The 15,249-nt window shown below is 66.6% G+C and carries 10 protein-coding genes; 5 read left to right on the top strand and 5 right to left on the bottom strand.

The window, feature by feature from the left end:
* Positions 1 to 46: 46 nt before the first annotated feature.
* Both LK539_RS15750 and LK539_RS15745 read right to left on the bottom strand, forming a co-directional pair.
* Entirely contained in the window at positions 47 to 1,507 is a 1,461-nt protein-coding gene (locus tag LK539_RS15750; RefSeq protein ID WP_227802000.1) for a sodium:solute symporter family protein, read from the bottom strand.
* Positions 1,508 to 1,697: 190 nt separating this feature from the next.
* Entirely contained in the window at positions 1,698 to 3,242 is a 1,545-nt protein-coding gene (locus LK539_RS15745) for a catalase (RefSeq protein WP_307729110.1), read from the bottom strand.
* Between the two features lie 156 nt (positions 3,243 to 3,398).
* Between LK539_RS15745 and LK539_RS15740 the strand changes: the two genes are divergently transcribed.
* The 5 genes from LK539_RS15740 (at position 3,399) to LK539_RS15720 (ending at position 11,484) form a co-directional block, all read left to right on the top strand.
* On the top strand, positions 3,399 to 4,886 hold the full coding sequence (locus tag LK539_RS15740; protein ID WP_227801998.1) for an aldehyde dehydrogenase: 1,488 nt from the start codon (positions 3,399 to 3,401) through the stop codon (positions 4,884 to 4,886).
* Positions 4,887 to 4,994: 108 nt separating this feature from the next.
* A complete protein-coding gene (locus LK539_RS15735) occupies positions 4,995 to 7,160 on the top strand; it encodes a CHASE3 domain-containing protein (protein ID WP_227801997.1) in 2,166 nt (721 codons plus the stop codon).
* A gap of 17 nt (positions 7,161 to 7,177) precedes the next feature.
* On the top strand, positions 7,178 to 7,666 hold the full coding sequence (locus tag LK539_RS15730; protein WP_227801996.1) for a response regulator: 489 nt from the start codon (positions 7,178 to 7,180) through the stop codon (positions 7,664 to 7,666).
* A 10-nt stretch (positions 7,667 to 7,676) separates the two neighbouring features.
* On the top strand, positions 7,677 to 9,164 hold the full coding sequence (locus tag LK539_RS15725; protein ID WP_227801995.1) for an ATP-binding protein: 1,488 nt from the start codon (positions 7,677 to 7,679) through the stop codon (positions 9,162 to 9,164).
* A complete protein-coding gene (locus LK539_RS15720; protein WP_227801994.1) occupies positions 9,157 to 11,484 on the top strand; it encodes a response regulator in 2,328 nt (775 codons plus the stop codon). Before LK539_RS15725 ends, LK539_RS15720 begins: the two co-directional genes overlap by 8 nt.
* A 62-nt stretch (positions 11,485 to 11,546) precedes the next feature.
* Here the strand turns inward: LK539_RS15720 and LK539_RS15715 are convergent, their stop codons facing one another.
* The 3 genes from LK539_RS15715 to LK539_RS15705 all read right to left on the bottom strand — a co-directional run bounded on the left by LK539_RS15715 (position 11,547) and on the right by LK539_RS15705 (position 15,073).
* Complete coding sequence (locus LK539_RS15715) at positions 11,547 to 12,287, bottom strand: LytTR family DNA-binding domain-containing protein (RefSeq protein WP_227801993.1); 741 nt, start codon at positions 12,285 to 12,287, stop codon at positions 11,547 to 11,549.
* Positions 12,284 to 13,360 (bottom strand): sensor histidine kinase, encoded by a 1,077-nt coding sequence (locus LK539_RS15710; RefSeq protein WP_227801992.1) that lies wholly within the window; start codon positions 13,358 to 13,360, stop codon positions 12,284 to 12,286. Before LK539_RS15710 ends, LK539_RS15715 begins: the two co-directional genes overlap by 4 nt.
* A gap of 93 nt (positions 13,361 to 13,453) precedes the next feature.
* Entirely contained in the window at positions 13,454 to 15,073 is a 1,620-nt protein-coding gene (locus LK539_RS15705; protein WP_227801991.1) for a response regulator, read from the bottom strand.
* Positions 15,074 to 15,249: the final 176 nt, after the last annotated feature.

Genomic DNA, 15,249 nt, shown 5'->3' with positions numbered 1-15,249 from the left:
CATCCCGGCGCAGGCCGGGATCCAATTTTCTTGAATCAGTGTGAACTCAAGCGCTCGCCACAATATGCTTCGTCGGCTCCCCGCCATTGCGGAAAAACTGCGGCGCCAGCGAGCCCGCGAACATGCCGACGAACGCCGCCAGCAGTCCCGCCAGCTGTCCCGGGAAGTGCTCGCCCCAGCTGGTGAGCTGCGGGAAGAACAGCAGCCACACCACGATGCCCGCGCCGATCGACAGGATGGCGCCTTGGGTGGTCGCGCGCTTCCAGTACAGGCCCATCACCAGCGGCACGAAGGCGCCGACCAGGGTCACCTGGTAGGCGCTCGACACCAGTTCATAGATCGAGGTGCCTTCCATCGCGATCGCGTAGCTCAGCACCAGCGCGGCGAAGATCACGATGGTCAGGCGCATCGCGAACAGCTGCTGCTTGTCGCTCATGCCCGGACGCAGGTTCTTCAGGATGTTCTCCACAAAACTGGTCGACGGCGCCAGCAGGGTGGCCGAGGAGGTGCTCTTGATCGCCGACAGCAGGGCGCCGAAGAACAGGATCTGCATCACCAGCGGCATCTTGGTCATGATGAAGGTCGGCAGCAGGCGCTGGTAGTCGTTCTTGGCGATCTCCATCGCCGAGTTGCCCATCACGACCACGGCCGCGGCCACGATGAACATCGGCACGAAGGCGAACAGGATGTAGCTGGCGCCGCCGATCACGGCGCCGGTGCGCGCGGTCGGGGCGTCCTTGGCCGACATCACGCGCTGGAACACGTCCTGCTGCGGGATCGAGCCGAACATCATGGTGACGGCCGCGCCGACGAAGAAGGCGATGTCGGTGAAGCTCGGCTCCGGGAGCACGCGCCACAGGTCGGCCTGCTGCGCCATCGCCAGCACCTTGTCCGGACCGCCGGCCAGGTCGGCCGCGAAGAAGGCGATGATGGTCATGCCCACCACCAGCACGATCATCTGGATGAAGTCGGTGATCGCCACCGCCAGGAAGCCGCCCACCACGACATAGATCAGCACCGCCAGGGTGCCGATCACCATGCCGGTGGCCGGCGCCATCGCGCCATTGGTGAGCACCGTGAACACCAGGCCCAGGGCCGTGATCTGCGCCGCCACCCAGCCCAGGTAGCTCAGGATGATCGCCACCGAGCAGAATACCTCGATGCCCTTGCCGTAGCGCTGGCGGTAGTAGTCGCCGATGGTCAGGAGGTTCAGTTTATACAGCTTGGAAGCGAAGAACAGGCCGACCAGGATCAGGCACATGCCGGCGCCGAACGGGTCTTCGATGATGGCGTTCAGGCCGCCCTGCACGAACTTGGCCGGCACGCCCATCACGGTCTCGGCGCCGAACCAGGTCGCGAAGGTGGTCGTGATCACCATGATCAGCGGCAGGCTGCGGCCGGCCACGGCGAAGTCGCTGGTATTCTTGATCCGCGTGCCCGCCCACATCCCGAGCCCCAGCGTGCCGAGCAGGTAAAGCGCGACGAAAACGATCAAAGTGGTGTTCATGCGGTCGTGGCTCCGAGGAGGAAAAATTATCGGGCGGAAAATCCGCGATTATAAAGGCAGATTCCTGCCGCGGGCATACACTTTGCTCGCTTTTGTCGCAGATGTTGCTTGAATGGGAAGGAATGGAAAAAGCCCGCCATGGAAGCCATGGCGGGCCGGTGGGCTGGGGTGGGCTATATAGGAGGAGCGCTTATTCCTTCAGCGCGGCCGCCAGCCTGGCGATGGTGTCGGCATCGGCGCCGACCGCCTTCACGAGGCGCTGGCCGTAGCCGGCGTCGGCCTTCCAGAAGTGCGACAGCATGGTGTGCAGGATGTCCTTGTTGCTCACACGTTTGAGGTCGCCGGACAGGTTGGCGATCAGGTCATCCTGGTCCTGCTTGCTCAGGGAGCGGTAGAACTCGCCTGCCTGGCGGAAGTTCAGGGTCTTGGCGATCCCTTGCTGCTGGGTGGCGCCGCGCAGGGGCAGGGCGGAAGCACGGGCATGCGGGCTGGCCGGGAGCCGCGCCAGGCGGCTCGGCTCGTAATTCACGGAACCGGTGCGGCCGCTGATGTTGGCGGCGCCGTCCTGCTGGTGGTTCCTGACCGGGACCAGCGGGCGGTTGATCGGCAGCGACTGGTAGTTGGTGCCCACACGGTGGATCTGGGTGTCGTTGTACGAGAACAGGCGGCCTTGCAGCATGCGGTCTTCTGACGGTTCGATACCCGGCACCACGTTACCCGGGGCGAGGGCGACCTGCTCGGTCGATTCGAAGAAGTTGTCCGGCACGCGGTTCAGCACCATGGTGCCGATCTTGCGTTCCGGTACTCCGGTCCAGACCTTGGTCGCATCGAGCGGGTCGAAGTCGAACTTGTCCAGGTCTTCCGGCTTGAGCGTCTGAATGGTCAGGTCCCAGGTCGGGAACTGGCCCTTGCCGATCGCCTCGTACAGGTCGGAGGTTGCATGGTTGGTGGTCCTGGCCTGCACGGCGCCGATCTCGGCCGGACGCAGGTTGCGCTCGCCCTGGCGCGACTTCCAGGCAAACTTGACGTAGGTGTAGGCGCCCTTGGCGTTCACGAATTTGTAGGCATGGACACTGCTGCCGTTCATTTCGCGGTAGTTCGCCGGCACCCCGTAATTGGAATAGACGCGGGTCAGCATGTGCGTCGCTTCCGGGATATGCGAGAAGAAGTCGAAGGCGCGCTGCGGGTCGCCCGTATTGGTCACCGGGTCCGGCTTGAGCGAATGGATCATGTCCGGGAACTTGATCGCATCGCGGATGAAGAAGATCGGCAGGTTGTTGCCGACCAGGTCCCAGTTGCCCTCTTCGGTGTAGAACTTGGTGGCGAAGCCGCGCGGGTCGCGGGCAGTCTCGGTCGAGCCGGCGCCGCCGATGACGGTCGAGAAACGCACGAACACCGGGGTGACCTTGCCCTTGCTGAACAACTTGGCCTGGGTCAGTTCGCCCAGGTCTTCGGTGGCGGTGAAGCTGCCGTGGGCCCCCGTGCCGCGCGCGTGCACCACGCGTTCCGGGATGCGCTCGCGGTCAAAGCGCTGCAGCTTCTGCACCAGGTGCACGTCCTGCAGCAGCACCGGGCCATTCGGGCCGGCGGTCTGGCTGTTCTGGTTGTCGCCGACGGGGGCGCCGTTATCTTTTGTTAATTGGGCCTTGGCGCCGTTGATCATGGCCATGAGGCCAACTGCAAGGGTCAGGCTGCATGCGACCATGCGGCCGGTAGGAAAGTGCCGAGTTTTCATAACTTCTCTCTATCGATTAATGTCATTCGAGAGAATTATTCTATTGCTCATGCATATGATTGAAGAAATTGATTGTTCCAATCGCAGCGATAGTATTTAGACGAAAGGCCTCGACGCGCTAAGATTGTCAGCAATAGCTAACAGTCGGAGACAGCGATGACGAATTCTGTGTGGCATGAACGGGCAGATAGCTTGCGGACGGACGGCCGCGCCTTCATCGATGGGTTCCGGGTCGATGCGCGTTCAGGAAACCGCTTCGATTGCTTCTCACCGGTCGACGGCCGCAAGCTGGCCGAGGTCGCCCGCTGCGACGGCCAGGACGCCGACGCGGCCGTGCGCGCCGCCCGCGCCGCCTTCGAGGACAGGCGCTGGGCCGGCAAGGCGCCCGCGGAGCGCAAGAAAATCCTGATCCGCTTCGCCGACCTGATGCTGGCGCATCGGGACGAGCTGGCCCTGCTCGAAACCCTCGACATGGGCAAACCCATCCGCTACAGCCTGAGCGTGGACGTGCAGCTGGCGCAGAACTGCATCCGCTGGTACGGCGAGGCGATCGACAAGATCTACGATCAGGTGGCGCCCACGGGAGAGGACAGCCTGGCCCTGGTCACGCGCGAACCTAGCGGCGTGGTGGCCGCCGTCATCCCCTGGAACTACCCGATGCTGATGGCGGCCTGGAAGATCGGCCCGGCGCTGGCAAGCGGCAACAGCCTGGTCCTCAAGCCGTCGGAAAAAGCGCCCTTGACGTCGCTGCGCCTGGCCGAGCTGGCGCTCGAAGCGGGGGTGCCGCCCGGCGTGTTCAACGTCCTGCCCGGCTACGGCAACGAGGCCGGCAGCGCGCTGGCCCTGCACATGGACGTGGACTGCATTGCGTTTACCGGCTCGACCCGCGTCGGCAAGGAGATCCTGCAGATGGCCGGCCAATCGAACCTGAAGCGCGCCTGGACCGAACTGGGCGGCAAGTCGGCCAACATCGTCTGCGCCGACTGTCCCGACCTGGACGCCGCGGTGGAAAGCGCGATCGGCGCGATCTACTTCAACCAGGGCGAGAGCTGCAACGCACCGTCGCGCCTGTTCGTCGAAGCGTCGATCAAGGATGCGTTCCTGGAAAAGGCGATGGCGCTGGTACCGCGCTACGCGCCGGGCGACCCGCTGGATGAAGCCACCGTGATGGGCGCGATCGTCGACCCGATCCAGATGAAGACGGTGCTCGGCTACATCGAGGACGGCAAGCGTGAAGGCGCGCAGCTGCTTGCAGGCGGCGCCACGGCGCGCCAGGACAGCGGTGGCCTGTACATCGAGCCGACCCTGTTCGACGGTGTCGACCCCACGATGCGCATCGCGCGCGAGGAAATCTTCGGGCCGGTGCTGTCGGTGCTGTCCTTCACCGACCTCGACGAGGCCGTGCGCCAAGCCAACGCGACGCCCTATGGCCTCGCCGCCGCGGTGTGGACGGCGGACATGGGCAAGGCGATCCGCACCGCGCGCGCCCTGCGTGCCGGCACCGTGCACGTAAACCAGTACGACAACGACGACATCACGGTGCCCTTCGGCGGCTACAAGCAGTCGGGCAACGGGCGCGACAAGTCGCTGCATGCGTTCGACAAGTACATGGAGCTGAAGACGACCTGGATCCAGGTGCGGTGAGCGCCTGGCTCTCCCGTGAGGCGGCCCTCGGGGCGCTCGTGTATGCTTGGCCGATCAGGATTCCGCTATCGCATGCCATTTACCAGTGGAATGTGACAGCAAGTTTTTATGAAGAAATTCACGCTGCGCCCCCCGGTTACCATCGCCACCATCCTCAGCCTGCTGGTGCTGGCGGCCGCGCTTGCGGTACTGGCCCAGGGCATCCGCAACCAGTCCGCTTCGTTCCAGTCGGTGGTGCACACCCGCGAGGTGCTGGAAAACGTCCAGTCCACCATCGCCCACACGAGCGAAGCCGAAGCAGCCCAGCGCGGTTTCCTGCTGACCGGCAGCACGCCCTTCCTGGCGAGCTACCGCCAGGCACGCGATGCCGTGCTGCCCCAGGTTGCCGAGCTGCGCCTGCTGACGCAGGATAACCCGCGCCAGCAGGCCTCGCTGCGCGAATTCGAGGGGGCGCTGCGCACGCGCTTCGACCTGCTCGAGCGCGTCCTGCAGGAACAGCAGGCCGGCCATCCACCCACCCTGGCAACCCTGGAGTCGGGCCTGCGGCTCAAGGAGCGCATCCTGGCGCTGTCGGTGGCGATCCGCGCCGAGGAGCAGCGCCTGCTGGGCGAGCGGCAGGCACGGGTCGAGGCAGGGCGCCGCGAACTGATCGCCGCCTTCGCCACCACCGGCGCGACGGCGATCGCGCTGGTGGTCCTGCTGTGGGTGCTGTCTTCGCGCGACGCCGGGCGCCTGCTGGCCCGGGCCCAGGCGCTGTCCGAATCGGAGGCCAATTACCGCTACACGATCGAACTCAATCCCCAGATACCCTGGCGCGCCTCGCCCGCGGGCGCCATCGAAACCTTTTCGGACCGCTGGCTGTCGCTCACGGGGCAGGCGCGCGAAGCCGTTCCCGGCGCCGGCTGGTCGAGCGCGGTGCTCGACGAAGACCGTCCCGCCATGCTCCAGGCCTGGGCGCAGGCGGTGGCCAACGGCGAGCCCCTCGACGTCGAGTTCCGCATCCGCGCCACCGCCGGCGAGGCGCGCTGGATGCGCTCGCGCGCGGCCCCGCGCCGTGACGAGACCGGCGCCATCGTGGCCTGGTACGGCCTGACCGAAGACATCCACACCCGCAAGGAATCGGAGCTCGCACTCAGCCGCCGGCTGGCCCAGATCGAGACCATCTACCGCGCCGTTCCCGTCGGCCTCGGCCTGCTGGACGCGGACCTGCGCCTGGCGGAACTGAACGATGCGCTGGCCGATGCGGCCGGCAGATCCAAGCGCGACATGATCGGCGTGGCGCCGATGCTCGTACTGCCGCCACCGCTGGGAGAGCGCGTCGGCGCCGTGCTGGAGCAGGTCGTGCGCGACTGCCGCCAGGTCAGCGGCGTCGAGTTCAGCAGCAGTGTGGACGGCGATCCTGAGGCCGGCGTTCCGGCGCGGCAGCGCGACTGGCTGGCCAGTTTCTATCCGGTCCTCGATGGGGCGCGGCTGGAAGGCGTCGTCGTCGCCCTGCTGGAAGTCACGCAGATCAAGGCTGCGCAGCGCAAGCTGATCGAAGCCAACCAGCTGCTCGAGCAGCGGGTCGAAGAACGGACCGAACAGATCGCCGAGGCGAATGCCGAGCTGCGCGCGTTCGCCCACACCGTGGCGCACGACCTGCGCGCGCCGCTGCGCAACGTCGAGGGATTCGCCACCGCCCTGCTCGAGGACGAGGCCGAGCGCATGTCCGAGGACGGCAGGATGTTCGCGGGCCGGATCGTGGCCGCGGTGGTGCGCATGGACCGCCTGATCACCGACCTGCTGGCCTACAGCCGCCTGTCGCGTTCCGAGCTGCGCCTCGAGCGGGTCGAGCTCGGCGCCGTCGTCAAGACGGTGCTGCGCGACCTCGAGGCCCAGGTCGCCGAAAGCGGCGCGCGCTTCGAGCTCGCCTGGCCCTTGCCGGTCGTGCGCGGCAATGCGACCATCTTGGTGCAGGTCATCGCCAACCTGGTGTCGAACGCCATCAAGTTCGTGGACAAGGGCGTGACCCCACGCATCGCGATCGCGGGAATGCGCGATGGCGCGGTAGTCCGCCTCCTGATCGGCGATAATGGCATTGGCATCGCGCCCGAACACCGCGAGCACGTGTTCGGGGTGTTCGAGCGCCTCCACGGCCATGAGCGCTACCCCGGCACCGGCATCGGCCTGGCGATCGTGAAGAAAGGCCTCGAGCGCATGGAAGGCACGGTGCGCATCCTCGACCGCGAGGGCGGCGGCACCACCTTCGAGCTGGCCATGCAGGCTGCCGACTGACGACAAGGAAACAAGCGATGGAAAGCATGAGCGACGAGGACGACGCGACCGGACTGCCGGTCATCCTGCTGGTGGAGGACAATCCGGACGATGTGCTGCTGGCGCGGCGCGCCGTCAAGAAGGCTGCCCTGTCGGTGTCGCTGCAGGTGGTGGAAGACGGCGACGAAGCCGTGGCCTACCTGGACGGCGGCGCGCATTTTGCCGACCGCGAGCGTCATCCGCTCCCGGACCTGGTGCTGCTCGACCTGAAGCTGCCCAAGCGCTCCGGCCTCGAGGTATTGCGCTGGGTGCGCAGCCAGTCCGTGCTGGATGCAACGCCCGTGGTCGTGCTGACGTCCTCGGGCGAGGACGAAGACATCCAGAAGGCCTATGCGCTGGGCGCCAACTCCTACCTGCAGAAACCGGTGGCCTTCCACGGCCTGGTCCAGCTGCTCGGCGTGCTCGACCTGTACTGGTTCAGGAACAACCTGACCGCGCCGCCGGCCGCCGCGGGCGCCCACCAATGAATTGCGAACGATGACTCTGGATATTCTGCTGCTCGACGATAACCCCGATGACCGCGCGCTGGCGCGGCGCGAACTCGAACGCAACCTGCCGGACTGCACGATCGAGGAAGTGGGCGACCGCGCCGGCTGGGAGCGGGTGCTCCAGGCCGGGCTGCGCGTCGACATCGTCATCACCGATTTCCAGATGCGCTGGATCACCGGGCTGGACATCCTCAAGCAGGTCAAGGCTTTCGACGCGCAGATGCCGGTCATCATGTTCACCGCTACCGGCACCCAGGAGATTGCCGTCGAGGCGATGAAGCTCGGCCTGGACGACTACGTCATCAAGAGCCCGCGCCACTATGCGCGCCTGCCGGTCGCCGTGCACACCTGCCTCGGTCGCAACGAGATCCGGGCCCGTGCGATCCGTTCCGAAACCCGCCTGGCTGCCTTGCTCGAGAATATCCATCTCGGCGTGTTCCGCATGTCGCTCGAAGGCCGGCTGGAAGAAGCCAACCGCGCCTTCTGGACCATGCTGGGAGGCGATCCCAGTGCGCCGGACTCCCTGCGCCACCCGCTGCTCGACCAGGTCATGGCTCGCCTGCCGCAACTGCAGGCGGTGTCCGACAGCGCCGAACTGCAGGCCGAACTCGGGGCCACCGACGAGGCCGGGCGCTTCTACGTCGTCAAGCTGGTGCGCGTGAAAGTCAACGGCCATGACGCCATCGACGGCATCGTCGAAGACGCCACCTCGTTGCGCCGCGCCGGCGCCGAGATCCACCGCCTGAACGCCGAGCTGGAACAGCGCATCATCGAGCGCACCCGCCAGCTGCAGGAGGCCAACGAGGCGCTCGAGACCTTCGGGTTCTCGGTCTCGCACGACCTGCGCGAGCCGCTGCGCACCATCCAGGGCTACGCGGCCGCGTTGAGCCAGGACCTGGCGGCGCGCGACTTCAGCAATTTCGAACAGTACGTCGAGCGCATCAACGCCATTGCGCGCCGTATCGACCTGATGGTGTCGGACCTGCTGGAATTCGCGCGCCTGTCGCGCGATGAAATCAGGTCCGACAGCCTGTCCTTGCGCGAGGTGGTGCAGGATGCGCAGTCGGTCCTGCAGAGCGAACCGACCTATCGCGCCGCCGACATCCAGGTCGATGTGCCCGATGACTTGATGGTGAAGGCGCACCGGCCGGTGCTGGTGCAGGCCTTGACCAACCTGCTCGGCAATGCCGTGAAGTTCGTGCGGCCGAATACGCACGCGGCGGTGCTGGTCGTGGCGCAGGCCCACGGCCGCCAGGTCCGCATCGAGGTCCAGGACAACGGCATCGGCATGGCGGACGAGGCCCGGGAGCGCGTGTTCGACGTGTTCGAGCGCCTCCATGGCGAAGAAGAATATCCGGGCACCGGCATCGGGCTGGCGATCGTCAAGAAGGGCGTCGAGCGCATGCAGGGAAGCGTCGGCGTGGAGTCGGCGCCGGGCATCGGATCGACTTTCTGGATCGAGTTGCCCGGTGCCTGAAGCCATCACCCCAACGACCCCTTTGCGGGTCCTGCTCATCGACGACAACCCGGACGACCGCGCCCTGGTCGAGCGCGAGCTCAGGCTGCGTATCGAGGCCATCGAGGTGCGCCACATCAGCGACGGCGCCGGCCTGGCCGAGGTCCTGGACGCCGGCGGCTTCGACGTCGCCGTGACCGATTACCGCCTGCGCTGGACGGTCGGCACCGAGGTGCTGCGCGACATCAAGGGACGCTATCCCGAGGTGCCGGTCATCATGTTCACCGGCAGCGGCAACGAGGAAGTGGCGGTCGACGCCATGAAAGAGGGGCTGGACGACTACATCACCAAGACGCCCAAGCATTATCCGCGCGTGCCCTTCGCCGTGCTGGCCTGCTTCGAGCGGGTGAACAACCGCGCCAGGCTGCAGGCATCGGTGGCCCGCGAATCGCTGGCAAAGGCGCGGCTCGAGGTCGCGCTGCAGTCGGCCGGCATGGCGACCTGGCAGGTAGACCTGGAGAGCAGGCAGCTGTCCTGTTCCGAGGACGCCGGACCGATGTTCGGCCATCCGCCCGGCTTCGTGCACCAGGACCCGGCCGCGGCGCTGGCCCAGCTGCACCCGGAGGACCTGGGCCGCCTGCAGGACTTGTGGAACACGGTCCTGGACGGGTCCAGCCGCGTCGCCGCCGAGTTCCGGGTGCTGGGCGCGGACGGCGGGCTGCGCTGGATCGCCGGCAGCGCCAAGCTGCTGCAGCACGATGGCAGCCGGGCGTCCCTGGTCATCGGCACCCTGCGCGACGTGACGCTTGACGTCATGGCCAAGGAGGCGCAGCGCAAGCAGCAGGAAGAGCTGCAGACCATCCTCGACGTGCTGCCGGTCGGTATCGCCATCAGCCGCGATGCCGAGGCACGCCACATCGAGATCACGCCTGCGTTCTCGGCGCTGCTGGGCGTCGACCACGGCGCCGGATATGACCGGGTCGGCACGCAGGAGCGGCCCTATCGCTACCTGCGCGCCGGCGAGCCGATCGAACCGGAAGACTGGCCGATGCGCATGGCGGCGCGGCTCGGCAGGCCGGTGCGCGGCGACGAGCTCGACGTGCAGTTCGAGGATGGCCGCTCGCTCACCATCCTGGTCAATGCGGCGCCCCTGTTCGACGCGCAGGCGCGGGTGCGCGGCGTGGTCGCGGCCATCGTGGATGTGAGCGCGCTCAAGGACGTGCAGCGCGAACTGGAAAAGGCGAACCGGCAAAAGACCGAGTTCCTGTCGGTGCTGGCGCACGAACTGCGCAACCCGATGGCCGCCATCGGCTATTCGGTCGAGATGCTGCGCCACGTGGGCACGCCCGCCACCATCGCCAAGGCGCGCGACGTGATTGCGCGCCAGACCCGCCACATGGGCCGCCTGCTCGACGACCTGCTCGACCTGAGCCGCATCACGCTCAATCGCATCGAACTCGACCGGCGTCCGGTCGACCTCCGGCGCACCATCGAGCTGGCCTACGAGAGCACACGCGCACTGATCGAGTCGCTCGGGCACGATATCCGCTTCGACCTGCCCGCGGCGCCGGTGATGGTGGAGGGGGACGAGGTGCGCCTGACCCAGATCGTCAGCAACCTGCTGAACAATGCCGCCAAGTTCACCCCGGGGGCGGGGGCGATCGTGGTGCGCGCGGCCGTCGAGGGCGAGCGGGCGGTCGTCACGGTGGCCGACAACGGCGCCGGGATCGCGCCCGAGCAGCTCGAGTCCGTGTTCGAGATGTTCTCGCAGGGGCAGTCGAAGGTCAGCGGCGGACCGGAAGGCCTGGGCATCGGCCTGGCGGTCGTGCGCCGGCTGGTCGAACTGCATGGCGGAAGGGTAGAGGCGCTTAGCGAAGGCGCCGGGCGTGGCGCGACGATCCGGGTGGAACTGCCGTGCATGGACGGCGGCGCCATGGCGGAACAGGATGAGGCGGGCCTGGTCGCGGCCGCAGGCACGCAGGCGCGGCTGCTGGTCGCCGACGACAACATCGACGCGGCAGACCTGCTGGCCGACGTGCTGCGCATGGAAGGCTACGCGGTCCAGGTGGCCTATGACGGCCGCGAGGCCATCCGGATGGCCGATCAGTGGCGGCCCGACGCGCTGGTGCTGGACATCGGCATGCCGCATGCCAATGGGCTCGAGGTGGCGCGCTGGGTACGCGGGCAGGACTGGGGCAGGAAGGCTGCGCTGATCGCCGTCACGGGCTGGGGACAGCAGCACGACCGCAGCGCGACGCTGGAGGCGGGATTCGACGAACACCTCGTCAAGCCGGTCAGCCCCCAGGACATCGTCACGGCCCTGGGCCGGCACATGCCTTAGGTTTTTACCCGCTCGTCGTCTCCATCGCTGCGACGGAGCCTTCGATCCGGTCTGTCACGCGTTCAGATCGCCATGTCCCGCAACACCTTCGAGGCATCCCGGTTCGCCCCCAGCACGGCGCCGTCGCGCATGTGGATCTGCAGCTGCGACTGGTCGTCGGCGCGCATCGATTCCACGAAGTCCAGGTTCACCAGCGCCGAGCGGTGGATGCGCACGAAGCGCGCCGGGTCGAGCTGGGCCTCGAGTTCCGAGATGCCGATCCGGACCAGGAAGTTCTGGCCACGCGCCGCGATCACCGTGTACTTCGAGTCGGCCTTCATGTACTCGATCTCGCCCACGGCGAGCGGGAAGATGCGGCCCCGGTCGCGCACCAGGATGCGCTCCAGCCGCGCGGGCAGGCTCGTTGCCTGGACCAAGGCGCTGTCGAGCGACTCGCGGCCATGCACAGGCCCCTCCAGCAGGCGGGCGACGGCAGCCGCGAAGCGCGCCTGGGTGAAGGGCTTGAGCAGGTAGTCCACCGCATGCAGTTCGAAGGCCGTCACCGCATACTGGTCGTAGGCGGTGGTGAACACGATGTGCGGCAGGTAGTCGAGCCGGCGCAGCACTTCCAGGCCGGTCATCTCGGGCATCTGGATGTCCATGAACACGACCTCGGGACGCAGGCGCGTGATGTGGGCCAGGGCGCTGGCGCCATCAAGCGCTTCGCCGACCAGGCGCAGGCCCGGATGGGCATAGATGGCGTCGCGCAGCACGTCGCGCGCCAGCGGTTCGTCTTCCGCGAAGAACGCGGTCTTCATGCTCATGCGAAGCTCTCCTCACGGACTGCCGGAATGGTAAGCGATACGCTGAATCCCGCGCCCGGCGCGCTCTGCACGCGCATCGCGGCACGGCTGCCGTAGTCCAGCTGCAGGCGCCGTTCGATGGTGCGCAGGCCTAGGCCCGGCGCGCTGGCGATCGACGCCGGATCGGCGCCAGGGCCGGTGTCGCGCACCGTGATGGTCAAGGCGCCCGTGGTGGCGTCGCGCCGGGTGCGGATCTGCAGGATGCCGGGCCGGGTGTGGGGGTTGAAGGCGTGCTTGATGCTGTTCTCGACCAGCGGCTGCAGCGACAGGGCCGGCAGCGGATGGTCGCCCGCGTCCTCGTCGAGGTCCCAATCGACGTGCAGGCGCTGGCCCAGGCGCAGCTGTTCCAGTTCCAGGTAGTCGCGCACGAAGTCGAGCTCCTGGTCGAGCGTGACGCGGTCGCTGCCGCTGCGCTCGGTGTCGAGCACATAGCGCAGCATGTCCGAGAACTGGAACAGCGCGGTCTCGGCGGCCGCCGGATTGCGCTGGGTGAGCGCGATGATCGAGTGCAGGGTGTTGAACAGGAAGTGCGGATTGAGCTTGTTGCGCAGCGCACTCAGCTCCGAGGCGATCACCAGGTTCTGCGCATCCTTCATGGCCAGCGCCTGGCGGTGCGCCTTCTCGCCGGCGCGGATCAGGTGGAAGATGCCGGCGCCGAGCAGGTAGGTCATGGCATGGTAGAGCAGCGGCCAGATGTACCAGCTGAGCGGCTTGCCGGCCTTGAAGATCGACCAGAACGGCCCCTGCGCGAGGACGGCGAAGGCGATGGCGGCAGCGATGTGGATGGAGAGGATCCTGGGCAGGCTGTACTCGCGGCGCTCCAGCCAGCCGGTCAGCGGCCAGACCAGGGCCAGCAGCAGTGCGGAAGGAATCAGGCTGACGATCGTCAGCGCGAACCTGGGGAGGTCGAAGCGTCCGCCGGACACATTGTCGAGCTGGTCCGCGACAGCCAGGAAAACCGCATAGGCCAGCCAGACCAGGGCGTAGATCCGCCACATCAGCCTGTGGCGCGGTGCGTTGGGTGAAGTCATCATGGGCGGATTGTCACCCATGGACGGACCGGATGGATCTGCCATGACGCGAAATGCGGGATTCGGTATCCGGGATGAGGAAATCCGGAACCGGGCTTAGGGGCAGGGCAGGGTGATGGTCAGGCGCGTGCGCCCGTGGCCCGTGTCCATGCCCACGCTGCCGCCCTGCACCTCGGCCATCAGGCGGATCGAGTAGGTGCCGAGCCCATTGCCGCCGATCTTGTCGGATGGCGCGTACTTCTCGAAGAAGCGCTCGCGCGCCGCCGGCGGCACTTCGCCGGCGTTGTCGATCATGACGTGCAGGTTGCCATAGCCCGGCGCGATGTTGACCGTGACGCGGCCACCTGGCGGCGAGGCCTCGATCGCGTTCTTCAGCACGTTGTTGAACAGCGAGTAGCACAGCAGCGGCTCGCCCAGGCATGTCACGTCCTGCGGCGCCTCGAAGCTGACCGTGACGTCGCTGCTGTCGAAGGCGAGCCGGACCTGCTGGCAGACCTTGGCCAGCATCTCGCCCAGGTCGAACACCTGCAGCGCCGGCTGGTAGCTGCCCTGTTCCATCTTGTAGACGTCGAGGGTACGGTTGATCATCTCGAGCGCGTTCTCGGCCGCGGTCTCGATCATGTGGGCCTGTTCGCGCTGGTTCGGCGTGAGCGGGCTGCAGAGCAGGGCCTGGCTGCCGTGCAGCGCCACTGCGATCGGGCTTTTCAGGTCGTGGCGCGTCATGCGCTCGACGTCTTCGCGCAGGCGCGCATTCTCGATCAGGAGTTCGTTCTGGCGCTTGACGTCCTGCATGGCCGTGGCCAGCAGCAGGTGGGCCGACAGGCGCGCCTTCAGGATGGTCGGGTCGGCCGGCTTAGACACGTAATCCACCGCGCCCAGGCGCAGGCCGGCCACGACGTCCTCGGTGCCGTCGCGCGCCGACAGGAAGATGATCGGGATGTGGGCGGTCTTCGGGTTGGCCTTGAGCTGGCGGCAGGTCTCGAAGCCGTCCATCACCGGCATCATGATGTCGAGCAGGATCAGGTCGATGTGGAAGGCGTCCGCGATCTCGAGCGCCTTCTTGCCGCTGATCGCGACCTTGATCGCGTATTCGTCCTTCAGCACGCCGGCCAGCACTTCGATGTTGGTCGGGATGTCGTCCACGATCAGCACCGTCGATTTCTTCACCCGCTCGCCGATCGGCGCATCCAGGCCGATGACGTTCGATTCGGGCAGCAGGGCCGGGGCGGCGGGCGCGGAAGGCGGCGGCACATGGACGGGTGCCGCGGTGGGCGCAGGTGGCTTCGGCACCGGCGCCGGCGGGTTCTGGCGCGCGAACGGGCTCGGGGCGGTCTCCAGCTGCACGCCCAGCATGCTCATGAACTTGCAGGCGAAGCTGTGCACCGTGAAGGGCTTGATCATGTAGGCGTTGACGCCGGCCTGCAGCGCGGTGCGCACCGATTGCGGATTGGCTTCCGCGGTAAGCATCATGAACGGCGTGTTCGCATAACGGTGATCGGTCCGCATCCACTTGAGCAGGTCGATCCCGCTCATCACCGGCATGCCCCAGTCGCCCACCACGATGTCGATCTGCTGCTTGCGCATGAGGTCCTGGGCGGTCTTGCCGTTATCGGCCTGGAACACGTTCAGGAAACCGAGCTCGGCCAGCACCTGGCGCACGTGGGTGCGGATCAGGAGGTAGTCGTCGACGATGAGGATGGAAGCGGACTTGTCCATGATGTTTCTCTTACTTAAGTTTATGAAGTGTAACAACTTCTTGTGAGGGCGGATACGTTCTTAGTGGTTAGTTGTTGTATGCATGACAGCATCTGCAATGCCGGAATGTGCGTTTTTATGCGTTGATCTGCATGTTTTTGCGTACTTGTGTAGAATCAGGCGGATTCATCAGGAGA

The organism is Massilia sp. IC2-476, from assembly GCF_020707295.1.
GTDB lineage: Bacteria > Pseudomonadota > Gammaproteobacteria > Burkholderiales > Burkholderiaceae_D > Telluria.
Note: the sequence above shows the minus strand (reverse complement) of the source record. Positions and strands in the feature narration are given on the sequence as shown.

Coding starts and splice junctions, on each gene's coding strand:
- LK539_RS15710 (WP_227801992.1), bottom strand. CDS start 13,360: ATGATGACTTCACCCAACGCACCGCGCCACAGGCTGATGTGGCGGATC.
- LK539_RS15715 (WP_227801993.1), bottom strand. CDS start 12,287: ATGAGCATGAAGACCGCGTTCTTCGCGGAAGACGAACCGCTGGCGCGC.
- LK539_RS15740 (WP_227801998.1), top strand. CDS start 3,399: ATGACGAATTCTGTGTGGCATGAACGGGCAGATAGCTTGCGGACGGAC.
- LK539_RS15705 (WP_227801991.1), bottom strand. CDS start 15,073: ATGGACAAGTCCGCTTCCATCCTCATCGTCGACGACTACCTCCTGATC.
- LK539_RS15730 (WP_227801996.1), top strand. CDS start 7,178: ATGGAAAGCATGAGCGACGAGGACGACGCGACCGGACTGCCGGTCATC.
- LK539_RS15750 (WP_227802000.1), bottom strand. CDS start 1,507: ATGAACACCACTTTGATCGTTTTCGTCGCGCTTTACCTGCTCGGCACG.
- LK539_RS15735 (WP_227801997.1), top strand. CDS start 4,995: ATGAAGAAATTCACGCTGCGCCCCCCGGTTACCATCGCCACCATCCTC.
- LK539_RS15725 (WP_227801995.1), top strand. CDS start 7,677: ATGACTCTGGATATTCTGCTGCTCGACGATAACCCCGATGACCGCGCG.
- LK539_RS15745 (WP_307729110.1), bottom strand. CDS start 3,242: ATGAAAACTCGGCACTTTCCTACCGGCCGCATGGTCGCATGCAGCCTG.